The organism is Acinetobacter sp. 102 (assembly GCF_037028485.1).
Lineage (GTDB): Bacteria > Pseudomonadota > Gammaproteobacteria > Pseudomonadales > Moraxellaceae > Acinetobacter > Acinetobacter higginsii.
On the sequence record NZ_JAZEZK010000011.1, the window covers coordinates 130621 to 156208 of the forward strand.

A 25588-nucleotide genomic window follows, 5' to 3' on the forward strand; every position below is an offset into this window, starting at 1 on the left:
GACCTAAAGTGTTGAACCAATAGATAAAGAAATGCTCAAAGACGCACGCTTGTTGTTATCTACAAGCGTGAAATCCATATCAAAACTAAGGGTGTGAGAAATTGGGGAAATGATAGAAATCTGACTGACATCAATTCGCTTTTCCCATAGAAGTAGGGCTGTATAAATTGCGCTGTAACATTGCAAAATCAGGGCATCATTTATGGGCTTATCCATTAAATCGGCTAAACGTGATCCATATTCTCTACGCATGATTCGACTCCCAATGGGAGTCGTTAAAATGTCTTGTATAGATTGTTTGATATGGTCTAATTCGGAACTGAAGGCTTGGCCAGTTTTTCGAGTCATCATGGAGTCGGGACTCCAGATACATCCCCACCACTTTGAACTTCAGTGGTTCGATGGTATTTGAGGCTAATATCGCCAGCTTTGACGTCAGCTTCTGTACTGAAGTCACCAGTCGCATGGCTACTGCCTTGCACAAGTTGACTACCACCAACGGTATTATTTCCAGTTGTGACGCTGCTACCGTTTATGAATAGGTTTCCATTGTGTGTAGTACCTCCAGATACTGCATTTATGGTAAGCCCATCATTCGCGTTTACCGTTACGCCTCCATTAGCATTTACTGTGACACCACCGTTCGCTGTAATAGTGGCAGTGCCCTCCTCTGGTAAAATCACTTCTAAAACATGTGTACTGGTGTCATAACTAATCAAGCAACCATCAGAAAAAAGGCGGATATTCTTATTTGGATCAAGCGACAAGGCTGGGTTTTCTTCATTATTTAGGCCAGCAATCGCAATACCTAACTCAAGAACCCCACAAGGACTTAAAACAATTACTTCTTCACCAGGATTAATCGGGTCCCAAGTTTTGTCGTTGCCTGCTCTCAAATTTAAAAAACGAATCTCCGCAGTCGTAATCTCGCCTAAATCGACGGTGACTGTTGGAAAAGGTAGAGACGGTGTAAAGGTCTTGATTTTTCCTAAACGGATAAAATTTTCAAGACGACGATTGATATCAGCATTCATGCTGCAATCGTGTTGCAACCCTTTTGAATTTGCACTGAGTTGGAGTTGTATATCTAAGTTTTACAACTAGCCTGAAATATAAGCCAAAACATCATTTTCGATCATGGCGATTTCTTCAGGAGTAAATCCTAATAATTCACGACTGTTGTATTTGACTGTTGGACCATCACGATCCACTTTATCGCGTAAACCAAATTGATGAACCCGAGCAATAAACGCAACACGGCCAGCAAATCCAACGGCCACACCTTCAGTTGTTCTTTGGACTTTCATCCACTTGGCATTTTTAATCGCATTGAACATTTTATTTTTAATCTTATTCTTTTTATCGCGTAACTTATTTTTCCGTGGGACATACTTACTGCCATCGGGATTTTGTTGTTTGGTTATACGTTTCTTTTGAGATCCACGAAGTTTACGGCCTATCGACATTTCAAGCTTTCTTCGCTCTACATCTGAAAGCTTAATCAGCATTGCGCCTAAATGGTCACTAAGAGCCTGTAACTCCGCCATAATTAATTACCAAAAAAGAAATTTTCAGGATCTGCTGACATCCACTCCGCAAGTACTTCCCCTGTTTTATGATCGACCATTTTAAAGGGTGTCGGCTCAGCTGCAGTTTCGTATTGTGGTTCGCCCGGGAAAGAAATATCTAATTGACCATCGGGCAACCGCTTCACGATCACACGTTCAGTAATTGGGAAATTGAGTGCTAGATCCACCTTGCTATTGTCTAAAAGCACGGTTTCAAACTTAAACGCATTTTTGTTCTTATCTAAATTTACCAATAGATCTGATTGGTTCATGCGTACCCAATCTAAAAGAGGAATCATCACGGCATCCAGTTCGCCCGCGTACTCTGTCAATATGATTTCTAATTCATATTCATACTCGAAAGAAAGCCCGTTGGACATAAGACTTCGGATTTTTCCATTGTCAGTATGAATTAGCAATCGATCAGGATCTCGCTGTAATTCTTTTACAGCATTGAGCATGTGAGTACGCAAGCTTTCTGGTTTTTTCATGCGACTTTAACCTCGCCATAAATTGGCTCAAGATGATCCCATTCTTTTTGGAATTTAGCTTGATAGCCAAATTTTTTATAATTTTTACCGTTGTATAGGGTAAAAACTGTATGCCAATCTTGTTTTTGTAATGCAGCTAAAATACCAGGCTTCCACTCGATAAAACGTAAAAAAGCTTCCATCTGGTGGGTTTCGCTGATTTGTTGCTGGTCTACAAATTCTTGTACCGATGCATAGCCCAAGTCCTTCCAGTTTTCACCCATGATCTGGAATTGTCCCCAGCTCGTCGACATCAAAGCTGATTCTTTATGGATATTCATGGCCAAAGTTAAACGGGTGTATTCAGCCTCCTTGCCTCGATAACCACCTGTAACTGAATTGACCAAATTAGGCACTGCTTTCATTTGTTCATTGGCATAAGTTTTACCTTTGGCTTGGCCAAGATAAAAATACATGCGGTGACGTTCATATAGAATTTTTGCTTTACCATTATCCAAAAATCCAACACCATGACTTTCAACCGCACCTAACACTCGAATGACCAATTCAGGTACTTTCAAACGTACTGCAGCATTTTTATAGTCTTTATCAGTTAGAAACTTACTAACCGAATTTCCAGATAATGCTTGGCGTGTCTTATCACCGACTTTACCATCAGCCACTAATCCAACTTTGCGCTGAAATTGAATAACTGCAGCTTCAGTACTTGGTCCGAAATGACCATCGACATTAAGTGGCTTTCCGCCAATATTTTTATAACCTAATGTGGCTAACTGCTTTTGAAGAGTTGCAACGGCATCTCCTTTAGAGCCAAATTTTAAGATCATGATGTACTCCAGATTACCTTGGCCACATTACCTTTTGCTCGATAAATAATGACCGCTAATAGGATTGAAAAGACGGCATCCCATAACGTAACGGGGTCTTTAAATAAAAGAATATGAACGCTTTGACCCATAAATGACGCGATTAGAATCGTTGCCATACAAGAGTAAAGTCTTCTATGGCGCAATCCTGTTGGATCAAAGCAGATGATGCGAAGCCCACAAAAAATATAGGCAATCAAAGCGATAAATTGAAATAGGATTTCCATCATGATGTTCCTCCACCACGAAATTTATTCCAGATGTCAGATAAACTGGTTTGATCCACCCAAACCATAAGTTTTAAAATGATTGGCAATGAAAAAATTGCTGCTGCCATTCCTGCCGTTGCATCATTTGTAATAAATGTTCGGGCAATAACTTCAGGTGAAAGTAAATAGCCAAATCCAGTCGCTAGAATCATCGTGGTTAAACGTTGTAAGGGTCTTAAATCTTTCTTTGTCGTAGCAAATAGTGCAGCTCCAAAGACCGCCCCGAGTAATGCATTACCATTGATAAATGGCAGTAATGAAGCAGCACTGATAGTCAAAGCTGTCATTGTTGTGGTTGTTGCTGGTTCTGCCATATTTTTCTAATCCCATAATTGAATGGTTTGTTTTGTTTGTTGCGGTGTATCAATGTCGGGCAATATCAGTGAAGTCCCCAATGGAAGAATCACGCCCAATTCTGATAGATGAGGATTGGCCACTAAGACTTTTTCCACTACTCCAGAACTTCTTCCGTAGTACCGCCAGCAAATTGAATCAACGGTGTCATTTTGGATAGCTGTTACTGTTTTACTCATATCAATTCAACCACCGTATGATTTTCACCTAGCAATTGCTGAATCGCCCATTGTTTATTTCGACGATATTCATCAATCGTTAGGCCTGAATCTTCGAGATTTTTTAAACCAGCATTTGAACTGTCATAGGACCGATATTTCTCATTTACCTTTGCTGCTACACCATTTGATACGGCAGAAAAGTAGAGATAATCCGTTTCAGGTAAATCATCGACTTCGCCTTCAGACAAATCTGATAATTGAGATGCTTTGGATTTGAGTGACTTTAATAAACGGTTTACATCGATCACTTCTTCAATGATGTTTTGTTTTAATCTTTCGTTTGTGACTGAGCCATCGATTCGGATTTTTTCCCGAATATCATCCAAAGCAATTTGCGGAAAAAACGGGTCACTCTTGATGATGATTTGACTTGGTGTGATATTGCCATTTGCAACGAATCCCATGAGATCTCCCCTGCTGTAATTATTAGTGCACGGGTGGGAACGATTGTTTAATGAGTATCACAATGTAATGACATCGCAATCGTTCGCCCATGCGGTGCGAGGGCACTTGGTTATGTCGTTTTAAATGCCAAGTTACCTTGGTCATCCACGACTTGCGAACCATTGGTGTTTAGCAATGGTTCACCTTGTTCTGTTGGTTGAGTTTCTACATCTGAAGCTTTTTCAGTGACTTTAGGTTCTGGAAATTTCTTCAGTAAAGTCGTCAACGATTTTAAGTCTTGCTTGCCATTGCAACGATCATCCAACTCAATCGCACGTTCTAAACGCTCTTTTGCATGAAGTGCATCAGGTAAGACCCATTGAGGTAATTTGTCATCAATCTCACCATGATTGGCGGTAATCGCTGCATTGACTCCCTTAATTTCACTTTTTGCCAAAGCGACTAGCAGCTTTGCACGCACCTGATCTGGCATATCCAGTGCTTCCTTTGGAATATCTTCGCTCTCGAGTAAAGTTTCCAAAGACCAAAGAATTTCTAAATCAATATCTGCATTGGTTTTTAATTTCTTTAAATATGCATTGGAAATTTCTTCGATTACCAAAGTGGCAGTCTGACGTTCGAATCGATCAGGCATGATCATACGGTGACGTAATGCAAACTCAGCCATCTCAACTGCTTTTTCATAATTAGCTGTGTCGATACACCAAACTAAAACAGTCATGAAAACATTGTCTTGAACTGGCTTATTTGCCTCGATAATACCGTCGACATAAGGTAAGTAAGTTGGGACGAGAGCCTGTTTAAGTTGAATTTTGGCTTCTATCGATTGGATCTGTTTCAAACGATGAATATCATTATTCAACTGTGAGAGTTGCAGCTCATAGAATGTCTGCTCTTGCATAGTGCCAAATTCAGCAGCCGATTCGGCTGCTGCTTTGGCACTATGTTTTTGGAAATGATTGCGTGCTAAGGTCATGGTTTACACCAGTTCAATATTTTCAGCCATTGCAGCAAGACCTAAATCTTCAATGTAGTAATCTTCGTTTGAAGATTCATAGTTTTCGATTTGATCACGCTTGGCATTATCGATCACGGTACGACGACGAGATCCTTCTTGAACATAAATTGAAAGGTTGTCAAAAGTCGTCACAAGAATTGCATTTTCAGGGAAGAATGGCACCGCATAGACTGGTAAATTACCCATGCGCTTTTGGCTGATAATAATATCCGCTGCTAATTTTTCGCTGTTTTCTTGTTCTTTATTCACCAGTGGGAAGTATTTATCTGCAACGGTTTTACGGTTACAAAGTACCACTAAGTCTGGATTGTCCTGGTGCACTTCATCAATCATTTCATTGACTAGATCCATCACTAAAGCATCGACGTTGTGATAGTCTCCAGTAGCACCGATTTTGATTTTTCCAACCGTTGCACCTGAAGACATAACGCGGGCAGCGTTTTCTTCACGCATTTTTTGCAACCAGCCTTTGTTCACATCCTGAAGCTTAGGATTGGCCACAATATCAGTCGTTGCAGCAATCGAAGTACCATTGAAACCAATCATGATACGATCCAATGCCTGGCGTTTATGAATCTGGCCACTGAAGCGTGCATAGAAATCTTTAAACTTTGCCCATTGATCTAACTTTTGATACTTAATCGCGGTATCGAAGTCAGTTTTACGGCACATATAAAAACGTTCATCCATCGACGTTGGGTCTTTGGCTTGACGATCTGTAGTATCAGTATTGGTACGAGAAGCGATTGGACGTGAAATTCCAAGACCTACAGCCGAGCCCGATTGCTCCAACACCAAATGGATATTAATTTTTTGCAGAAATGCTGAAGACAACTGGATCTTGTCTTCAAGTTTTTGTTGAATGGTCGGGGCTACAGTAAATTTTTGTGTAACCTTTGGAATGCCATTCAACTTGGCTAGTTGCTGCATCGCAGCATTGAATTTTAAACGTGTCTCGATACGCATTGAATGTACTCTTTATATTTTTATCGTGGGATTAACAATCGACAACTTCGCTGAATTGGGAGTTACCAGAGGTTGGTCGCGGTGATGATTCAGGTTCACCATCAAGCTTTTGCTTCAGATCGTTAAAATCTTTTTGGAGCTGCTCATGGGCTGTATTTAAAGTGCTGAAATCACTCTCTAATTTAGAAACGGCTTTGCCCTGCTCTGCAGTTTCAGTGGCAATTTCGATAATCGCGTTTTCTTGTTCAGAGAATGATTCCGCTGACTTTTGCTCGTTTTTTTCTTGTTTAGAAAATAGTTTTTTTACTTTGTCGAGTAAGCCAGCGGAATAGGATTGAGGCTCTTTGACCTCTTCGAATTCGATTTGAGTTTCAACGGCTGCGGTGAATAAATTTTCAGGACGCTGTTTACGCTCATTGAGCGGATTTACCTTAGCCCCTGCAGCAAACGCTAACATTTCGGTACCAAGTGATGCTGGCGAATCTGTCACAGCCAAACCAATCAGATATGCCTTTCCTGTTTTTGCAAAGTTTTCATCCACTTCAATTGATGTATAGACTTTTTGCTTTTGCTGGTTCAGAGAAATTAGGTTATCTGTTGGTTCGATTTGGGCGAATAACGCATCTTTTTCTTCACCATTAATGGTTACTTTTTCAGTTTTTAAAGCCAGTACATCGCCATAAGCACCAAAAGTCCCACCAGGATAAACACTTCGTAAATGCTCAATGTTGATACGAGCACCGTAAGTGTTGGGATTGTAGCTTTGAGCCATTTGAATAATCCAATCAGATTGGATTTCACGGCCGTCGGTGGTATCCCCTGCTACAGCAATACGAAACCACTTCGATTTGTATTTCTTTTCTTCTTTGCTCATTTGCAAACCTATCAATGAAATTATGGAAAAATTCACGTTTTCGAATAGGTGCAGAATGGGCAATCAGGCATATCTGCTGCAAACACTTGAAGTTGTAAAAGTCCGATATACAACTGGTACAGACTGAATAGTAGTTAATAAATTGCGAATGTTTGCGGATGAATAATCCAACAAATATTTTTAAATGAACGATCTATCCCCCATCGCCAATTTACATCTGATTATGGACAACAAGCTGAAGGCGAAATTCCTTTATTGGCTTGGCTGGAAAATTGTCGATATTGCAGAGGTACTCAACGAGAATGAACGAACTGTTCAGGCTTGGAAAACACGCGAGGATTGGGAAAAGGAAAAACCAGAAAACAGAGTTGAAAATGCATTAACTGTGCGTTTAATGACTTTGATTTTAAAAAATAAAAAGACATCTGGTGATTTCAAAGAAATCGATATGTTAATGCGAGCATATAAAGAATTTGCCCGTGTTGAAAAATATCGAAATGGCGGATCTGAAGCAGATTTAAATCCCATTATTCGTAAACGTCATACAGAACGTAAAAGCATTCCCAATCACTTCTCAGAAGAACAAGTCGAAGAACTTGTGCTTGCCTTTGAAGAAAAACTTTATGAGTACCAGTGGACTTGGTACCGAGCAATGGATCAGCGTTCACGCATGATTTTAAAAAGTCGCCAAATTGGTGCTACCTTTTATTTTGCTCATGAAGCCTTAGTCGATGCCGTAAGAACAGGCCGAAATCAGATTTTTCTATCTGCCTCAAAGGCACAGGCACATATTTTCAAACATTACATTAAGGCTTTTGCAGCAGATGTTTGCGGTGTTGAACTTACTGGCGATCCGATCATTTTATCTAATGGTGCCGAGCTTAGATTCTTAGGAACTAACTACAGAACGGCTCAAGGTCCACATGGAAATTTATATTTCGATGAAATCTTTTGGACATATGGTTTTGATGAACTTGAGAAAGTTGCTTCAGGAATGGCTACGCACGACAAGTGGCGTAAAACTTACTTTTCGACACCCTCATCGATTACACACGAAGCTTATAAATTCTGGACTGGTACCCGCTTCAACAAAGGAAAACCAAAAGATCAGCAATTCAAAATCGATCTTTCACATCAAGCATTAAAACATGGTCGTGTATGTGAAGACATGATGTGGCGTCAAATCGTCACTGTAGAAGATGCCAAGGAAGGTGGATGTGATTTATTCAATATTGAGCGACTGAAATTCGAATATGCACCTGAAGACTTTGCAAACCTATTTATGTGTGAATTCGTGGATGATGGCCAGTCCATGTTCCCACTCAGTATGCTGCAGATCTGCATGGTTGATACGCTTGAAATCTGGAATGATTTCAAAGTCTGGCATAACAGGCCATTCGCAAATAAACCTGTTTGGATTGGTTACGATCCTGCTTTGACTGGTGATAATGCGGGTCTCGTTGTTGTTGCTCCTCCAGTTGTAGCCGGTGGAAAATTTCGAGTACTTGAACGGCATCAATTTAAAGGCGATGACTTTTCAGAACAAGCCGAACATATTAGAGCTATCACATTACGATACAACGTGACTTACATCGGTATCGATACAACTGGCATGGGGTATGGTGTTGCTGAATTAGTCCGCGCATTCTTCCCTGCCCTCACTACTTTCAATTATTCGCCTGAAGTGAAATCACAACTTGTCTACAAGACACTGGATGTCATTCGCAACGGCCGACTCGAATTTGATGCTGGCGACAAGGATCTCGCTCAATCATTAATGAGCATTAAAAAGACTTTAACCTCAAGTCAAAAACAAATCACGTTCTCGGCTGGACGATCTGAAGAGATCGGTCATGCGGATCTCGCATGGGCACTCATGCACGCCATCTATAACGAGCCTTTGGCTGGAATTACAGAAACAAATACATCTATGTTGGAGATTTATTCATGAACCCTTTTTCAGTAGCAAAAGGTTTGGTAACCACTGCGCTCAATCACTTACCGCAAAGCATTCAAAAGTCGGGTGCAAAGCAACAAGTCGAAGCATTTTCATTCGGTGATGCAGTACCAATTATGGACGGTAATGATTTATCAAATTATATGGAATGTTGGTTTAATGGCCGTTGGTATGAACCACAGGTCAGTTTGGTAGGTTTATCAAAGAGTTGGAAATCTACTCCATATTTGAGCAGCGGGATTTGCCTAAAAAGAAACTTTTTAGCGAAATTATTCATTCCTCATGCACGTTTAAGCCAAATGTCTTTTGAGCAATTGGCATTGGACTATGTATGGTGCGGAAATGCATATATGGAAGACGTAAAATCACGACTCAAAAATACGATTGAATATAAACCAGCTTTGGCAAAATACACACGGGCTGGCGGAGAACATGGCCAGTACTTCTATTTAAATCATGGCAAAAAGGGGTATGAAGAATATGAATTCCCTGAAGATCGAATTTTACAAGTCCGTGAAACAGACATCGATCAAGAAATCTATGGTACACCAGAATATATATCTGCTTTGCAGAGTGCTTGGTTAAATGAGTCTGCAACTCTGTTTCGACGCAAATATTACAACAATGGTTCACATGCTGGTTTCATTTTATATGTGAACGATCCAGCTTCAGATCCGAATGACATTACAGCACTAAGACAAGCACTAAAAGAAAGTAAAGGACCAGGCAACTTCCGTAATCTTTTTTATTACAGCCCTAATGGAAAAAAGGATGGCATCCAAGTAATTCCGACTTCTGAAATAGCTGCTAAAGATGACTTCACCAATATTAAATCGATTACGCGAGAGGATGTTTTAGCTTCACTTAGAATCCCACCACAGTTAATGGGTATTGTACCGAGTAATGCTGGTGGCTTTGGTGACATTAAATCTGCAACAGATGCTTTTTATCATAATGAGATTGAACCCTTAAAAACACGAATGCTCAGATTCAATGAGTTGGCTGGCGATGAAATCATTAGATTTAAAGATTATGAGCCAACAAAAAGTAATTAAAAAAAAGCCCTCATATTTGAGGGCTTTTTTTTATGGTCTAAATCGTTCAAGTATTATTTCTAATTCATGATTAACCTTTTCTATATCACCTGTTAAATAAGAATGATCTAACTCGGCTGATTTAATAAGCATTAACCACTCATTCAACTCAACAAGTTTTAGCTGTGCTTTCATTAACTCTTCATTCATTACAATTTCCTATAAAAACAATAACTTAACCAACTTTATAAGAAGTATTTTCGCTTCCTCCCACAGTTTAATCAAGTAAATCATTGTTTTTTATGCAGAAATATTTTAATGATAATAGTTATCATCTATACCATCCCTTGGCCTAGGACGGCCCCGCGCAGTTGCCCACCCCACCTGCGGTTTACAAATAGGGCTGATTTACTGCAAGGTGGGACACAGGTTGGAATACATTGTAGGCTTGTTGATATTAGGATGTTCTACTGCTTAGGCTAATTTTTATATACTGCATTTCACTGCAAATTACTAAAACCGCGATTCAGGTTCGTAGATCCCTTTTCGAATGCTGTAATCATGCTTTCTTTTCTCAATTTCTTTCTTAGAAATATTTGCGTTTTGGAAGGTTTCTTGAACTGAAAATGGAATTTTTAAATAAGGGTCTCCAATTGCATCTCTTGTTGGTAATGATTCCCAAGGCTTAATATCTGAGCTAGAAGGCATATTTTTATAAATGTGAAATGAATCTGTAGACTTTCTATAAGCTTCATCAATTACATGATTTTTATATTGCTCTAAATCATCAAACTCATAAAAACCAAAGCGATTATTATAATCATGATGTGGTACTAGGATTACTTTACACCCTGTGACTTCTTCGATCTCATTTTTTGATGCTAATAATACTTTCCAGTTCCTATTTGGATTTTCATTTAAGAAATCTCTTTGAAAACCTCTCCCCATAAAAATCAGATCAGGGAATACATCAAATCGTAAAACATATTCGTCAAACGCTTTTTGAATAGACTGGAAATTCATAACGAATGCATGTGTAGAAATAATTTAAATATTCTAATGCAAAAACATTGCTTACATCAAAAAATGATCAGCACAAAATTCAGATCCTAAATTTAAAAAAAGCACAGATATCCGTCATATTCTGCATTTCGACTTTTGATTGAAGTAATAAAGTAAGAACCGCACATAAACATTTGTTTTTAAAAAATATTATTCATTACAGACTTAAGTAATTTTTTGTAATATGAAAGGTAATTTTTCTTAAGTTACTGATTTTAATATATATATGAAAACTGTGAAATGACCTTTTTTAACAGTAAGTAATTACTTATATATTTCTTATAAATTACATTGAATGTATATCTTAGTTTGTTGAAATTTATAAGTTATTTAATAGATATTACTTTATTACTTCTAAAATTGACTAACATCAAAATTCTAATAGGATTATCAATTTTCCCCTTTTTGCTGATATTTGAGTCTTTATCAATCAATTTTTTGGGAATGGAATGGGAATATGGGAATATGGGAATGCTTTTATTGGCTCTGCTGATTAAATAAAAGATTCGAAAATACCATATGGTATTTATTACAGTAAGGAGGGAATATTTAAATAAATCATTGATATTCAATGAAATGGTCGGAACAGTAGGATTCGAACCTACGACCCCCTGGTCCCAAACCAGGTGCGCTACCAGACTGCGCCATGCTCCGAAGTGGGGTGAATGACGGGATTCGAACCCGCGACAACTGGAATCACAATCCAGGGCTCTACCAACTGAGCTACATCCACCATCAAAACTTTGATTCTATATACCAAGCTGCCAAATGGCGCGCCTGACAGGATTCGAACCTGTGACCATCCGCTTAGAAGGCGGATGCTCTATCCAACTGAGCTACAGGCGCATAACGATGATAATACTATCACGATACTTCGCCGATATTTAAAACTATGTTTTTCAACACATTTTAAATGGTCGGAGCAGTAGGATTCGAACCTACGACCCCCTGGTCCCAAACCAGGTGCACTACCAGGCTGTGCTATGCTCCGATTTCTTTTCAGCTTTTAGTATATCGCACATCGTGCGGTACGGTGTGCATTCTAGGCGCGACGCCCTAGAACGTCAACACCTATTTTCCAAAAAACTAATAAATCCTTATCAAATGTATATTTAACAAGCATTTTCAGACATTTTAGCGTTTCAAAGAAGCACTAAAGTTCAACATTCGATCTAAGGGTAATTTCGCACGTTCAGCTAAGGCTGGATCGACGTGTATTTCTTGATCAGCATGCTGCAATACATGCAAAATACCATCCAGTTCATTCATTGCCATCCACGGGCAATGTGCACATGAACGACACGTTGCACCCTCACCTGCAGTTGGCGCTTCAAATAATTCTTTATCTGGTGCGGCTTGCTGCATTTTATAGAAAATGCCGCGATCTGTTGCCACGATCATTTGTTTATGCGGCAAGGTCTGTGCTGCTTTAATCAATTGCGAGGTACTTCCCACCGCATCAGCAATATCTACCACCGATTCAGGTGACTCAGGATGAACCAAGACCGCAGCATCAGGATAGAGTGCCTTCATTTGCGCAATACCACGGGCGCGGAACTCTTCATGCACGATACATGCACCATCCCACAACAACATTTCAGCGCCTGTTTTCTTTTGAATATAGCGACCTAAATGCTGATCTGGCGCCCAAATAATTTTTTCACCCAAGCTATCTAAGTGCTCAATGATCTCTACCGCACAACTTGAAGTCACCACCCAATCGGCACGTGCTTTCACAGCCGCCGAGGTGTTGGCATAGACCACCACGGTATGATCAGGGTGCTGATCACAGAATGCAGTGAATTCATCCACAGGACAGCCCAAATCGAGTGAACAGGTTGCTTCTAGGGTTGGCATCAACACGGTTTTTTCAGGGGATAAGATTTTTGAGGTTTCGCCCATAAACTTCACGCCTGCCACCACAAGCGTTGTTGCAGGATGATCACGACCAAAACGCGCCATTTCCAATGAATCAGAAACACAGCCACCCGTGAGCTCGGCAAGCTCTTGCACTTCCGGATCACAGTAATAGTGAGCCACAAGCACTGCATTGCGTTTTTTCAACTCTGCTGCAATTTGGGCAAACTTTTCTTGTTTCACTTCTGGGCTAAGGCTATTGTCCTTTGGCTCGCCCAAACGATCTAAATGCGCCTGCACAATATTTTTGGCTTCGTTCGCAATTAAATTCGCATCATTCATAAAACGTCTTCTCTATCCTGCGTGCTTGCATCACTGCAAACTTTTAACGTGGGTAATGGCGTGATCATTTGGGAAAAATCACCTCATCCACAAACTAGCTTATAAAAAAAGCCCCACTGTGGAGGCTTTATTATAACGCAAATTTATGAGCGATAATCGGCATTAATTTTGACATAGTCGTAAGAAAAGTCACAGGTATAAACCGTATCTTTTGCTGTACCACGACCAAGATCGATACGAATGCTAATTTCCTTCTCCGCCATGACGGCTGCGCCTGCTTCTTCGGTATAGTCTGGGTTTGCACCACCATCTAAGCAGATTTGTACATCACCAAGCCAAACTTGAACTTTGCTGCTATCTAGGTTTGGCACGCCCGCCTTACCAATCGCCATTACAATACGCCCCCAGTTTGGATCTGAAGCGAATAAAGCCGTTTTAATTAACGGTGACTCAGCAACACTATAGGCCACATCACAACATTCTTGGGTATTGGCTCCGCCTTCCACCTGAACAGTAATGAACTTGGTCGCGCCTTCACCATCACGCACAATCAATTGCGCCAAACGATTCATAATACGTGCAAGCACATCGAGCACTTGTTGATAACGTGCATCGTCTTGGCTCTGAATTTCAGCACCGCCAGCTAGACCCGTTGCGACAAAGATACAAGAGTCATTGGTCGAGGTATCACCATCAATGGTAATGCGGTTAAAGGAATGCTCAACCGTGGTTTGCAATAAACGCTGTACCAATTCAGCACTAATCGGGGCATCGGTTGCAACGAAGCTGAGCATGGTTGCCATATTCGGACGAATCATGCCAGCGCCTTTGCTAACTCCCGTCATGGTATAGGTCACACCATCCAGCTCAAACTGTTCAGATGCACCTTTTGGTGTGGTATCGGTGGTCATGATGCCTGATGCCGCGTCCGCCCAACGATCTGCATTTAAATCATTTAATGCAGGTTGAATGCCTTGTACTAAACGTTCAATCGGGAGTTGCTCACCAATCACACCAGTTGAAAAGGGTAAAATCTGATTGGCTTGAACACCGGTTAACTCAGCTAACTTGGCACAAGTCGCTTCTGCATTTTTATAACCAACTGTTCCTGTTGCAGCATTGGCATTACCCGTGTTGATAATCAGGTAACGTGGGGTATTTTCTGTTAAATGCTTTTTACTCAATTGAACAGGCGCAGCCGCAAAAGCGCTTTGGGTAAATACCCCTGCAACATTTGAGCCTTCGGCAAATTCAAAAATGACTAAATCTCGTCGATTTGGATAACGTACATACGCCTCAGTTGAGCCAATTTTTACACCCTGCACCACATGCATAAGTGGCATTGTTACGTCACCAACAGCCATTTTTAAACTTCCATTCAATTTGTTATGAAAAAGAAAATGAATACATACCCTATATATGAGACTCGGAAAGGTCATCTACAACCTGCGTGGTATTTGTAATATCCCGTTTCTGCGATAGATAAAACAAATGCAACAAGTGAACAGGTTTTGTAGATGACAATGCCTTTGGTTACTTTGGGCGAAACCAAAGTAACTCGAACCGAAGGTTATTCCTAATATTGAATTACACTAAGCAAGACACCGCCTCGCTAATAACTGAGTTACGGTTCAAGTCATAAAATATGTCGATTCATATCTGTTAAGTAGCTTATTCCAAAAAGAAATGAAAATCGAGTATTAACACTACAGATTATGGAATTTGGCTTTGCTCTAAACTCAGTAAAATCTGCTTCTTATCCAAACCACCCGCAAAACCCACCAAAGCCCCACTCGAACCAATCACCCGATGACACGGCGCAATAATCGAAATCGGATTCTTACCATTGGCTGCCCCAACCGCACGAACCGCTTTTTCATTCCCTAACTGAATAGCAATGTCTTTATAACTGCGTGTTTCCCCATAAGGAATGCTCAATAAAGCCTGCCAGACTTGTTGCTGAAATGCAGTACCTTGGAAATCAAGTGGTAAATCAAACTGCTGACGTTGCCCTACAAAATATTGTTCTAATTGTTGTTTGACACGATGCAGCATTGGATGCTGGCGATCTTCAATCAGCTCAGAAAGCCGCACCCGTTTATGGTCTTCATTGTCCCACATCACGGCGACAAGTGCCTGATCATGAGCAACCAGTTTTAATGCACCCACAGGAGAATCCATGTACATATACACCAGTTGCATCACGCTCTCCTCAATCATTAATTTGATGATAACTTCATCAACACAAGACCTGAAACGATTAATACCGCTGCGATCATGCGCATAGCCGTCATCGGTTCATTCAAGATCAAAATGCCGACAACAAATGATCCAATCGCACCAATTCCCGTCCAGATGGTATAGGCCGTCCCAAGTGGTAAAGTCCGCATCGACATCGAAAGTAATACCACACTTAAAATCATGAAAACAATGGTCACGATACTTGGCGTTAACTTGGTAAATCCTTCAGACATCTTCATAGAATATGCCCAAATAACTTCAAAAATACCTGCCAAAATTAAAATTGCCCATGCCATTTTATTACGCTCAACTTTATCGAGTGTCGGGTCGTCCCAACGTGATTTTTTCGAGGGAGGTCGTCCTCCTAGGTGCAGTAGTGTACTGTGGAATTTTTAAATATGTGATTTGTTCTGTATCTATATTGACTAAGCTTTTGAAAAAATGAAGCTCTTTATTTAATTCGACTACTGCCAGACAATTTGATCGACCCGCATCAACTCACACGCGCCATTACCCGTATCTTCTCGAGATAAAGAGCTTTTCCAACGCCAACCATCTTTGGCCTGAATCTCAATCAGCGAGCCTTTTAAATACACCAAATCATCTTGTTTAATTTTTTTCATTTGTGTTGCAATTGCGGCATTGGCGGGGACGAGATGCATATTGGCACTGTGTGTTGCAATCTGACGCAGTGGAATGGGTGGCTCATGATCGATAGACCAACGATACCAACGGTTACTTTGGGAAATATCAATCTGTTTATACACCTGAGGGTTGGCCATTTCACCCCAACCTACGGCAATATCCATAGGAGAAAACTCAGCTTCACGCCCCAAGTTATAGTCTTCTCTGGAAAGCACACGGAAGGAACCCTCATAATTTTCTAATGCCACAACTTGTACACCTTGCTGAGTCGTAATCTGACTGATATCAGGTGTAGGCTTAATCCATTTTGTCCACAGCATCCAGCCGAGTGCAATCACTAGCAAGCCATACATCCATCTCGGCATGTTATTGATCCTGTTTATTGCCTAAAGCTTTTATCCATTGCTTAAATCGTGTTAAAGCAGTTGAAAAGAACTGTTGAATCAGGCTTAAGACATTTTCATCTTGCTGCTGATCTTTATTCTGAGCGACTTGTGGTTTAGAGGTCGCCAGTTCCATCGGTTCATAATGCGGCATGGTTTGCTGTAATTCTGCACCAAGATTCAAGCGCTGTAATGCGGCAGTCACCTCAGCAATCGGGTCCTGATGATAGAGGGCTAAATGGCGTGCTTCTAAATCAATACAGTGTTCAATGAGTTGATCTGAAAAAGGCAGTAATGCTTTTCTTACGCGCTGTGCTTCTACTGGGCTGCACATATGGGGAATATAATAAAAACTCACATGCATACTGCCATCGGCAGGAATCAACTCAAGCTGAGAAGCCGACACACGTTGAGATTTTTCTCTCAAGTTAGTCGACGCGTTTAGTTTATCTATTATTGGATTGTCTTGTTGTTCTAAAGCCATTTATGCACCATGAATGACTCAAAAAAGATACTGTCAGTATAAACCAACAGTATCTCGAAAAAATGACATTTTAAACAAAATATCAGAACTTTAGCGACAGACCAGCACCATAGACCCAACCGGTTTTGGAGTCACTGGCAGTTTGCCAGTTGGTTTCCTTACGCCCTTTGCTATAACCATAGCCAACATCGATAAAAGGCATCACTCGATTCTTGACGATTTCATAGCGGGTTTTAACCCCCACTTCAGCATCGGCAAGACCTGTTTTAGCAGCATACTTGGATTCATCTCGCAGTACCCATTCCATTTCCAGATATGGTTGCAGGATCAACTTTTGAGTCAGCAACAAATCTCGTTCTGTTTCCAACACAAAGCGCCATTGTTGGTCTTGTCCGACATACAGATGTGCATCGGTTTCGAAGAAATACTGCGCCATGCCGTGAAAACCGACAACACCCTCAAATTGTTCCTTATCCACCTCACGCTCAGGGTTATAGCGATAATTTACCCCAGCCTGTACATCCCAGAAATCTGCAATATTCCGACTGTATAGCGCAGCCAGACTTTGCTCCGATTTTTCTGACTCGGCCTTGGCATAGTCCGCAATGATGAATAATTTATTTTCATCAGTTCCCACCCAAGTTTTTAACTTGGATTTGAGCGTGCCCTGCCCATCTTCATCAAGTAGCCATTGCGTATCTAACTGCGTCGACTGATAAATCTGTCCGCCATGTTCCTTATAATGGTCAGCATGCCCATCTTGATTCTGTATCTGAGAGGAAATACTTGGGCTTTGATGCTGTGAATGGTCCATCGGCATGGATGCATTCATTGTCATGTTCTGCTGTGCCGACATATCCATTTGCATCGAGTGATCATGTCCTTCATGTGCATAGGTCAATGCACTGAAAGAAGAGACAATGCCACCAATCGCCAATAATTGTGTATAACGTTTCATCTTAGAAGATTGCTTAGTGATGTGCATGGCTCGCTCCTTGAGATGATTGAACTGGTGTTGTTTGTGCTGCTTTGCTGTCATCCACATTGGCGACAATTAACTTACTCATCATGCCCGCACTCATGTGATACAACAGATGACAATGGATCGCCCATTCACCGATTTCATCCGCAGTCAATAAAGCCGTAACGGTCTTACCCGGTGGTACGACCAGAGTATGTTTATTTGGCATATCTTGAGGTGCCTGACCATTTTCCAGCTGCATAAACATGCCATGTAAATGCATCGGATGCGCCATCATACTGTCATTGACAAATTTGAGTCGGATACGCTCACCATAACGCACGGTTAAAGGCTTGAAGTCAGGATCGCTAAATTTCTTGCCATCAATGGTCCAGATATAACGCTCCATGGTTCCACCCAAACGAATTACCACTTCACGTTCTGCTGGACGGCTATAGCTTTCAGGTTGTGGCTTTAAAGATTGCAAATCTGCATAACTTAACGCTTTATGACCTGCTGGCGTTGCTGCATTGGCCCAACCCTGCACGGTATCCGTGTTTGAAGTGTCCGTAGTGGCAGTTGATTGATGCTGGCTATGGTCCATATTGCTCATATCCATTTGAGCATGTGCACTGTGATCCATAGTGGACTGCGAAGTTGTTGCAGTCTTCGCCATGTCTTGCGGCATCTGGTGCTGACTATGATCCATATCCGCCATATTCATTTGAGCATGTGCACTGTGATCCATAGCAGGCTGCGAAGTCGTTGCAGTCTTCGCCATATCTTGCGGCATCTGGTGCTGGCTATGATCCATATCCGCCATATTCATTTGGCCATGTGCACTGTGATCCATAGCGGGCTGTGAAGTTGTTGCAGTCTTCGCCTTATCTTGCGGCATCTGATGCTGGCTATGATCCATCTTGCCCATATCCATTTGACCATGTGCACCATGATCCATCCCCATATCTTCCATGGTTAATAAGGCACGTGGACGCGCTTTAGGAATCTGAACCTTTTGGGTATTGGGCGTCATGCTATTGTGCAGTGAGCCAATAGCAAAGCCAGTACGGTCAATCGACTCTGCTTCAATCTGATAATGGGCTTGTTTAGGCTCAACCAATACATCATAAGTTTCGGCTGTTCCAATACGGAATTCATCCACAGGAACAGGTTTCACGGGCTGGCCATCGGCACTGACCACCGTCATTTTTAAGTTGGGAATACGTACATCAAAGAAAGACATTGCTGAAGCATTGATAAAACGTAAACGTACTTTTTCACCCGCGTTAAAAGCACCAGTCCAGTTTTGTTGTGGTGTCTGACCATTGACCAAGAAGGTGTAGCCATCTACATCGCCCATGTCGGTTTTGGCCATACGCATCTGATTCCATGCGGAACGGTCTTGCCAGGTGGCTTTTAAACCCTGCGTTTTAACTTGTTTCCAGACATCACCCAGTGTTTCACGATGATTTTGGTAGTATTCAGCAGATTTTTTCAAATTCGCCATGATCTTGTCACTTTCCGTTTCATGGAAATCCGACAACATCACCACATAATCACGTTCAGCTTTTTCATGGGCAGCAACAGGTTGCTTGCCTTTTGGATAAATCACCAACGCGCCATACAAACCATCTTGTTCCTGCCCTTTGCTATGTGCGTGATACCAATAGGTGCCGTTTTGACGTACTTTGAAGCGGTATTCAAAACTGCCATTCGGCTTAATCCCTTGGAAACCATTAAAACCTGGTACACCATCCATCAATCCAGGTAACAGCAATCCATGCCAATGCAAAGAGGTATCTTGATTTTTGAGTTGGTTATGCACATGAATGACCGCTTCATCACCCTCTTCAAACTCTAAGAGCGGGGCGATAAATTTACCGTTTACGGTAATGCGTTTGACGGGCTTGCCAGTGACATTCACCATCCCTTCATTAATGTTCAGATGATATTCTTTAATTGCAGCCAAAGTATAAGGCGCAAACAATAGGCTTAAGCTAGCGACAACACCAGCATATAGTTTTGAAGACATGATAATTTCCTAATCTGTTAGCTTTTCAAATTGCTCTGTTCATGAATAGAAAGAGCCGAGTAAAGACAGATCAGGCTTTAGGAGGGCGTAAAATCTCTTGCCAATAACCAGCAAGATGTCGAGCTTGATAGTCCGTATTGGTACGTGTGCTGAGCTCTAAAAATGGTGAAGATGCTAAACTTGGGCTGTTTTGATCTAATCCCAGATTTATGCTTTGACAATGTGAGGTACTATTGCAGTCCAGACAATGTTGATCGCTATGCATGTTCCCATCATGGCACTGTGCTGAACTCAGTGAGTCACTTTTCGAATTTGGCATCTGATGATGTTGATCCATCATTTGCTGATCGTGACACGCCATGCTTGGCATAACCGTTGAAGTATTTTGATCGGATTGAATCGCTTGTACAGCAGCAACAGCCACGCCACTTCCCCCGATGAAAAATATCATCAGGAATACAAACCACAGGCGTTTGTATCGCTTAAGAAGTTGCACTTATGTTCCTTATTCCAATCATCAAAAAAATAACTTAATCTGCCTAGGATAATTTCTTTTGCAGTTATGCACAATCATCTTTGTGTTTGAATTTCGATCATCCCACCCAAACCTCGCTCCAAACTGCTGCTTTATCAAGCTAAACAGCACATCAATAAGTATGAGCAAAAATAAAGCAAAATGAATAAGTTAATGCACAAAAAAAGGACAGAAAACTGTCCTTTTTTCATCATTTTGTTGCCAATATAAACAACTGAAATCATTTTGTTTATTTTAACAACATTTTATCCACCTGGTTATCAACACGGTTATCCACCGAGTTATAAACAAAGTTATCCACAAGACTATGTGAATAATAGAATGAAAATACTAAACTTCTTTTGCACCAACTTGTGCCAACTCTGCACGCATTTGATCAATCACGGTTTTATAGTCTGGCTGACCAAAAATTGCTGAGCCTGCAACAAACATATCTGCACCAGCTTCTGCGATTTCACGAATATTGGCCGGTCCTACGCCGCCATCTACTTCTAAACGAATATCACGACCACTGGCATCAATAATTTTGCGTGCTTGACGAAGCTTTTCCAAAGTCATTGGAATAAATTTCTGCCCACCAAAGCCTGGGTTTACACTCATCAACAAAATTTGGTCAACTTTATCCAATACATAATCAAGATAGTGCAATGGCGTTGCTGGGTTGAACACCAAGCCTGCTTTGGCGCCACCGGCCTTAATCAACTGTAATGAGCGATCAATATGATCCGTTGCTTCTGGGTGGAAGGTAATAATATCTGCACCGGCTTCTAAGAAATCACCGATCATACGATCAACAGGTGAAACCATGAGATGCACATCAATCGGCGCTTTGATGCCATAGTTTTTCAGTGCCTTACATACCCCTGCACCAAAAGTCAGGTTAGGTACATAGTGGTTGTCCATCACATCAAAATGTACAACGTCTGCGCCCGCAGCTAGAACTTTCTCTACGTCTTCACCTAAACGTGCAAAATCAGCAGATAAAATCGAAGGCGCAATTAAATAAGGCTTGGACATGGACGACCTGGCAAACTCTAAGAAAATAATGCAAGAATTATAGCAAATTTAGCGAACTTAAGTCTGTTACAAAGTCATTATTAGGACATTGCAAACTTGCAACAACGCGTTGCATCTGAACTATTTTTATCTTTTCTCAGCTTTGCTATGGTATGGAGTGAAATAAGAGGATGTCTAAAACATGAACAGTACGACTCAAATCACAACCACTGAAGGAAAACGAATCAGTAAGCGCTTACTGAACCATTGGAAACATAAGTTTGAAGTCTTAGAAACCGAAACCCATTCAAAAATTTTTATGCCGACTGCTACGGTGACACTTACACCACAGGAACAACATTTGGCTGTACTGATTGAAAATCAACAAGAAGATGTAGCGCGTCTAGAACAGGTGGTACTGGATCATTTAAACCGGATGGCGCAACAGGAATTCGTTGCTGAATGGCAGCATAGTTAAAAAATAAAAAGTGTTAAATCAGCGGGCAGATCCGTATTTCAACTCAATCTGTCCGCTTAAAATTAAAAATAGTATTTTGTTTTGGATATCATGTATGCCTTAAATAGGGAAAGCATATGAATAAGAAATTTTCATCCGTCATGTTAATGACGGCAATCATCAGCCTAACGACCATCGGTTGTAGTAAAAAACCAGAAAAACAAGAGTCAGCCGAGACAAGTGCCCCGACTCCAGAACATCAATCAGCTGAAGCACAAACAAAAACCGATAGCTTCAATATCGATCAAATTCCGATTTCGAATGTTGAACTTGGAGATTTTCCATTTATTCAACTCCCTAAAGGCTATCATTTTGCTCATCAATCCACTGAAAAATTCGCTCAAATGGAGTTTTGGGTCGGAGACAAACTTGAGAAAGTTGAGGGTCAGCTTTTCAATGGACGGATCGATGCGGAAGAAAATAACAAACAAGCCTCCTTCTTGGAGCTACAGCGTAATTTGGATGCGGTTATTAGCAGCCTAGGCGGCAAAAAAATTACAGACAGTAAAATTCCGACAGAACTCAGCACCCAACTTTCAGAAAAATATGGTGTAGCTTATGTGGATGGATTAGGTGATATTTATAACAATCCAACGCAAAGCTATGTGATTCATCAAAATCATCGAGATATCTGGTTTCAAATCACTCAAAGTGGACTATCAGCGGGTTTATTGGTCTTAGAAACCCGACCTATAGAAATCACCGCACAAGCCCTATCGGCAAATCAGTTAAAAGCAGCTTTAGATCAAAATAATAAAGTTGATATACAGATTAACTTTGAAACAGATAAAGCAACACTATTAGCAAACTCAGATGAACAAATCACCCAAATACTGAACTTATTAAAAAGTGATGATGCGCTAAAACTTGAAATTAATGGCTATACCGATAACTCAGGCGAGTCCGCACATAATTTAAAACTCTCTCAAGCAAGAGCACAAACTGTTGTCAAAGCATTGACCGATGCAGGGATTGATCCATCTCGTTTAAAGGCGCAAGGCTTTGGCGATACCAAACCGGTTTCAAGTAACGAGAGTGAAGAAGGTAAAGCAAAAAACAGAAGAGTCGAATTAGTAAAATTATAATGCTCTAACAAATTAGGGGCTGCTGGCATTTTCAGCTATGCCTTATGTTATAGGCTCAAACAACAGCCCCTAAGCAGAACCTTTCGGTTGTTAATTTTTTTCTAATTGAATCGCATGGAACTGTAAATGATCATCGATAAAACTTTGAATGAAGTAATAGCCGTGATCATAGCCTTGGTGTTGACGTAAAGTCAGGTGTTGCCCTGCATCCAGACAAGCTTGCTTAAACTTTTCAGGGTTCAATTGCGCATAGAACTGATCATCCAAACCTTGATCAATTAAAATTTCATCAAATACACTGCCCTTTTGCTGAACCAAAGCCGTCGCATCATGTGCGAGCCATTGTTGTTGATCAGGACCCAAATATTGGGTGAATGCCTTTTCACCCCAAGGACAAATACTTGGTGCACAAATTGGCGCAAACGCCGAAACCGATTTAAATTGCTCTGGGTATTTAAAGGCCAAGGTTAGAGCGCCATGTCCACCCATTGAATGCCCGAAAATACCGATTTGGTTTTCGATCACAGGCAATTCTTGCAAGACATGTGCATACAGTTCATCTACTAGATAGGACTCCATCTGATAATGCGCAGCCCAAGGCTGTTGCGTTGCATTGAGATAAAAGCCAGCACCCTGACCAATATCCCAGTGATCACCTTGAGCCACATCATCTCCACGTGGAGAAGTATCAGGCGTAATCAAAATCAGACTTAATCGAGCAGCCATTCGTTGCGCATGTGCTTTGATGGCAAAGGTTTCTTCAGTACAGGTCAGCCCTGCAAGATAAAACAAAGCTGAACAAGGCTTCCCCGCTAAAGCAGCAGGAGGCATATATACACCCACCTTACTGCTTCCCTTTAAATGTTGAGATTCCAGCTGATAAATACGTTGCTCACCCTCAAAACAGCGGTTTTTTTGCAGTAGCTGCATGTTCATCATCCTGTGTTTTGGTTATATCTGTCGAAGCGATATTCTGAGTTGGAAATAAATAGGGCTCAAGCTGTGGCAGCATCAGTTCCATATTGCGTCCAATCGCCCACTGGGGTTCAGAAGGTTCTACGCCCTGTGCAATTTCCCATTTAGTCACGGTTTGTTTGGCTTGCTCAAATGCAGTTTTCATTGAATATTGTTCGCGCATCGCCAAATCAAAGAACGCTCGACCAAAATAAGTATAATCCGCTTCATTATTACAGCCAAACGAGGTTTTATCTGCGGCAGACGCCGTAATAATTAAAGTATCGGGTGACTGTAATGCAGGAATAAAACTACCTGAATAACAGGCTGAAATCACGATCACACGCCAGCGAATCCCCGATTTATCCAATGTTTCTCTTAACCATTTAGGATCAACTTGGTCTAAATTTAAGGGTGCATTTTCAATTTCAAAATGATTACGCTCACCATGCGAGGTCATATACAGAAACAAGACATCACTATCCCGATTCATCTGCTGACCAATACGGCGTAAAGCCAATTCCATACTGGTTTTAGAGGCAATCGGGACCTCTAAACGTGTCGCAGGATTATTAATCAGCATAATCGAGCGCCCAAAGGTTCCAAAACGCGTATCGAACTGTTCTCTTATTCGCTCAATTTCAGATTTAAACACATCCACATAGCTATCACCGGCCACCCCCATAAAATACCAATGGCTTTTGGCGATATCACCATATTGAATTTGATCCAGCGCTTTATCTAACAAATGACTTTGTGCATAAAAAGCATCTTCAGCGAAGCTTGGTGGGGTTTCTTCCACTTTCCAAATCGGCTGATCTTTCACTGAAAGCTGCCAAACCACCATAGTGGCAATGGTTGCGACAAAAACCAAGGCACGTTCCCACCACGGCCAATTCAAGGCACGTGAAAAAACCCAGATCACAGCCAAACTTTGCCAAACAAACAGTCCAACAAATAAGGGGGGCAGGAAGCCGTTATAAATACTGTCAGGAATAAAATTGAGATAGCCGTTCGAGCCCAAATACTGAATGATGCATTGCAACAGTAGAATATTGGTATCCAGCACCAACCATAACAAGGCAGGTACCAGCATCAGACGTGGCTGGTTCATGCGTTGCGAAAGGAATATACCAACAATGAGAGCAATGAAAGGCCAAAGTGCATAACCAATTAGACCTTGGGAGTTAAACTCTCCCACTTGGCCTGCGACTAACCAGCTATATAAAGAGTTGGTACATCCTCCGAGAATTCCCCAAATAATCAGTTGGGTAATCGAGGGATGAACGATCTGTAAGGAACGACGAGACCCGAGGAACAACCACATTCCAGCAATTTGGTTACTTTTAAAATCATGCCAAATATTAATAGAGGGTTTAAGGTCTATCATAAAATTCTTCGGGAGTTTCTCTTTTCAAGCCTAAACTGAAAATATGCCATTCTAATCATTGAATGGACAGTACTTTTCCTA

At 41.1% G+C, this 25588-nt stretch carries 30 protein-coding genes and 4 tRNA genes; 4 read left to right on the top strand and 30 right to left on the bottom strand.

What is annotated here, in order from left to right; genetic code table 11:
• Window positions 1–3 precede the first annotated feature (3 nt).
• The 12 genes from WA352_RS12790 to WA352_RS12845 form a co-directional block, all read right to left on the bottom strand.
• Window positions 4–351 carry a GPW/gp25 family protein gene (locus WA352_RS12790; protein WP_336142823.1) on the bottom strand — a complete coding sequence of 116 codons (348 nt, stop codon included), beginning with the start codon at window positions 349–351 and terminating at the stop codon, window positions 4–6.
• On the bottom strand, window positions 348–1034 hold the full coding sequence (locus WA352_RS12795) for a phage baseplate assembly protein V (protein WP_336142826.1): 687 nt from the start codon (window positions 1032–1034) through the stop codon (window positions 348–350). Before WA352_RS12795 ends, WA352_RS12790 begins: the two co-directional genes overlap by 4 nt.
• 66 nt (window positions 1035–1100) lie before the next feature.
• Window positions 1101–1547: a phage virion morphogenesis protein gene (locus WA352_RS12800; RefSeq protein ID WP_336142827.1), complete on the bottom strand. Its 447-nt coding sequence runs from the start codon at window positions 1545–1547 to the stop codon at window positions 1101–1103.
• 2 nt (window positions 1548–1549) lie between these two features.
• A complete protein-coding gene (locus tag WA352_RS12805) occupies window positions 1550–2059 on the bottom strand; it encodes a phage tail protein (protein WP_336142829.1) in 510 nt (169 codons plus the stop codon).
• Complete coding sequence (locus WA352_RS12810) at window positions 2056–2886, bottom strand: N-acetylmuramidase family protein (RefSeq protein WP_336142831.1); 831 nt, start codon at window positions 2884–2886, stop codon at window positions 2056–2058. Before WA352_RS12810 ends, WA352_RS12805 begins: the two co-directional genes overlap by 4 nt.
• The gene (locus WA352_RS12815; protein WP_004804613.1) at window positions 2883–3155 is read right to left on the bottom strand and encodes a phage holin family protein; all 273 of its coding nucleotides are present in this window, start codon (window positions 3153–3155) and stop codon (window positions 2883–2885) included. The genes WA352_RS12810 and WA352_RS12815 overlap by 4 nt, the downstream gene beginning before the upstream one ends.
• Window positions 3152–3508, bottom strand: coding sequence for a putative holin (locus tag WA352_RS12820; RefSeq protein ID WP_004804610.1), 357 nt, complete (start codon window positions 3506–3508; stop codon window positions 3152–3154). The genes WA352_RS12815 and WA352_RS12820 overlap by 4 nt, the downstream gene beginning before the upstream one ends.
• A 6-nt stretch (window positions 3509–3514) precedes the next feature.
• Complete coding sequence (locus WA352_RS12825) at window positions 3515–3727, bottom strand: tail protein X (protein ID WP_016660463.1); 213 nt, start codon at window positions 3725–3727, stop codon at window positions 3515–3517.
• Window positions 3724–4173 carry a head completion/stabilization protein gene (locus WA352_RS12830; protein WP_336142836.1) on the bottom strand — a complete coding sequence of 150 codons (450 nt, stop codon included), beginning with the start codon at window positions 4171–4173 and terminating at the stop codon, window positions 3724–3726. The genes WA352_RS12825 and WA352_RS12830 overlap by 4 nt, the downstream gene beginning before the upstream one ends.
• A gap of 110 nt (window positions 4174–4283) precedes the next feature.
• A complete protein-coding gene (gene gpM, locus WA352_RS12835; protein WP_336142838.1) occupies window positions 4284–5150 on the bottom strand; it encodes a phage terminase small subunit in 867 nt (288 codons plus the stop codon).
• Window positions 5151–5153: 3 nt separating this feature from the next.
• The gene (locus WA352_RS12840) at window positions 5154–6158 is read right to left on the bottom strand and encodes a phage major capsid protein, P2 family (RefSeq protein ID WP_016541568.1); all 1005 of its coding nucleotides are present in this window, start codon (window positions 6156–6158) and stop codon (window positions 5154–5156) included.
• A gap of 31 nt (window positions 6159–6189) precedes the next feature.
• Window positions 6190–7032, bottom strand: coding sequence for a GPO family capsid scaffolding protein (locus WA352_RS12845; protein WP_336142841.1), 843 nt, complete (start codon window positions 7030–7032; stop codon window positions 6190–6192).
• Window positions 7033–7216: 184 nt separating this feature from the next.
• On the opposite strand from WA352_RS12845, the gene WA352_RS12850 reads away from it, so the two are divergent.
• Both WA352_RS12850 and WA352_RS12855 read left to right on the top strand, forming a co-directional pair.
• The gene (locus WA352_RS12850) at window positions 7217–8983 is read left to right on the top strand and encodes a terminase large subunit domain-containing protein (RefSeq protein ID WP_336142843.1); all 1767 of its coding nucleotides are present in this window, start codon (window positions 7217–7219) and stop codon (window positions 8981–8983) included.
• Complete coding sequence (locus WA352_RS12855; RefSeq protein WP_336142845.1) at window positions 8980–10044, top strand: phage portal protein; 1065 nt, start codon at window positions 8980–8982, stop codon at window positions 10042–10044. The genes WA352_RS12850 and WA352_RS12855 overlap by 4 nt, the downstream gene beginning before the upstream one ends.
• A gap of 30 nt (window positions 10045–10074) precedes the next feature.
• Here WA352_RS12855 and WA352_RS12860 read toward each other — a convergent pair whose 3' ends face one another.
• The 16 genes from WA352_RS12860 to rpe form a co-directional block, all read right to left on the bottom strand.
• Window positions 10075–10233, bottom strand: coding sequence for a hypothetical protein (locus WA352_RS12860; protein ID WP_016541564.1), 159 nt, complete (start codon window positions 10231–10233; stop codon window positions 10075–10077).
• Window positions 10234–10536: 303 nt separating this feature from the next.
• The gene (locus WA352_RS12865; protein ID WP_336142847.1) at window positions 10537–11046 is read right to left on the bottom strand and encodes a hypothetical protein; all 510 of its coding nucleotides are present in this window, start codon (window positions 11044–11046) and stop codon (window positions 10537–10539) included.
• Window positions 11047–11662: 616 nt separating this feature from the next.
• A tRNA-Pro gene (locus tag WA352_RS12870) sits at window positions 11663–11739 on the bottom strand.
• 3 nt (window positions 11740–11742) lie between these two features.
• Window positions 11743–11818: transfer RNA gene (locus WA352_RS12875), tRNA-His, on the bottom strand.
• A 36-nt stretch (window positions 11819–11854) separates the two neighbouring features.
• Window positions 11855–11931 (bottom strand) — tRNA-Arg (locus WA352_RS12880).
• A gap of 68 nt (window positions 11932–11999) precedes the next feature.
• A tRNA-Pro gene (locus tag WA352_RS12885) sits at window positions 12000–12076 on the bottom strand.
• A 143-nt stretch (window positions 12077–12219) separates the two neighbouring features.
• Window positions 12220–13284, bottom strand: a complete 1065-nt coding sequence (nadA, locus tag WA352_RS12890) for a quinolinate synthase NadA (RefSeq protein WP_004655525.1) — start codon at window positions 13282–13284, stop codon at window positions 12220–12222.
• A gap of 143 nt (window positions 13285–13427) precedes the next feature.
• On the bottom strand, window positions 13428–14648 hold the full coding sequence (gene argJ, locus WA352_RS12895) for a bifunctional glutamate N-acetyltransferase/amino-acid acetyltransferase ArgJ (protein ID WP_033133471.1): 1221 nt from the start codon (window positions 14646–14648) through the stop codon (window positions 13428–13430).
• Between the two features lie 349 nt (window positions 14649–14997).
• Complete coding sequence (locus WA352_RS12900; RefSeq protein WP_033133470.1) at window positions 14998–15486, bottom strand: methylated-DNA--[protein]-cysteine S-methyltransferase; 489 nt, start codon at window positions 15484–15486, stop codon at window positions 14998–15000.
• Between the two features lie 17 nt (window positions 15487–15503).
• Window positions 15504–15821 (bottom strand): DMT family transporter, encoded by a 318-nt coding sequence (locus tag WA352_RS12905; protein ID WP_004655532.1) that lies wholly within the window; start codon window positions 15819–15821, stop codon window positions 15504–15506.
• Between the two features lie 168 nt (window positions 15822–15989).
• Window positions 15990–16535 (bottom strand): hypothetical protein, encoded by a 546-nt coding sequence (locus WA352_RS12910; protein ID WP_033133469.1) that lies wholly within the window; start codon window positions 16533–16535, stop codon window positions 15990–15992.
• Between the two features lies 1 nt (window position 16536).
• Complete coding sequence (locus WA352_RS12915) at window positions 16537–17037, bottom strand: hypothetical protein (RefSeq protein WP_033133468.1); 501 nt, start codon at window positions 17035–17037, stop codon at window positions 16537–16539.
• Between the two features lie 82 nt (window positions 17038–17119).
• Window positions 17120–18022 (bottom strand): copper resistance protein B, encoded by a 903-nt coding sequence (locus WA352_RS12920; protein WP_033133467.1) that lies wholly within the window; start codon window positions 18020–18022, stop codon window positions 17120–17122.
• On the bottom strand, window positions 18009–20030 hold the full coding sequence (locus WA352_RS12925; protein ID WP_033133466.1) for a multicopper oxidase domain-containing protein: 2022 nt from the start codon (window positions 20028–20030) through the stop codon (window positions 18009–18011). Before WA352_RS12925 ends, WA352_RS12920 begins: the two co-directional genes overlap by 14 nt.
• Window positions 20031–20100: 70 nt before the next feature.
• Complete coding sequence (locus WA352_RS12930; protein ID WP_033133465.1) at window positions 20101–20526, bottom strand: hypothetical protein; 426 nt, start codon at window positions 20524–20526, stop codon at window positions 20101–20103.
• A gap of 369 nt (window positions 20527–20895) precedes the next feature.
• The gene (gene rpe, locus WA352_RS12935; protein ID WP_004804570.1) at window positions 20896–21582 is read right to left on the bottom strand and encodes a ribulose-phosphate 3-epimerase; all 687 of its coding nucleotides are present in this window, start codon (window positions 21580–21582) and stop codon (window positions 20896–20898) included.
• Between the two features lie 181 nt (window positions 21583–21763).
• Between rpe and WA352_RS12940 the strand changes: the two genes are divergently transcribed.
• Together WA352_RS12940 and WA352_RS12945 are read left to right on the top strand one after the other, a co-directional pair.
• Window positions 21764–22039 (top strand): DUF2218 domain-containing protein, encoded by a 276-nt coding sequence (locus WA352_RS12940; protein WP_004655547.1) that lies wholly within the window; start codon window positions 21764–21766, stop codon window positions 22037–22039.
• 116 nt (window positions 22040–22155) lie between these two features.
• Window positions 22156–23163: an OmpA family protein gene (locus WA352_RS12945; protein ID WP_033133464.1), complete on the top strand. Its 1008-nt coding sequence runs from the start codon at window positions 22156–22158 to the stop codon at window positions 23161–23163.
• A gap of 90 nt (window positions 23164–23253) precedes the next feature.
• Here WA352_RS12945 and fghA read toward each other — a convergent pair whose 3' ends face one another.
• Together fghA and WA352_RS12955 are read right to left on the bottom strand one after the other, a co-directional pair.
• Window positions 23254–24093, bottom strand: a complete 840-nt coding sequence (gene fghA / locus WA352_RS12950) for an S-formylglutathione hydrolase (protein WP_033133463.1) — start codon at window positions 24091–24093, stop codon at window positions 23254–23256.
• The gene (locus tag WA352_RS12955; protein ID WP_033133462.1) at window positions 24062–25507 is read right to left on the bottom strand and encodes a C13 family peptidase; all 1446 of its coding nucleotides are present in this window, start codon (window positions 25505–25507) and stop codon (window positions 24062–24064) included. The genes fghA and WA352_RS12955 overlap by 32 nt, the downstream gene beginning before the upstream one ends.
• Window positions 25508–25588 lie beyond the last annotated feature (81 nt).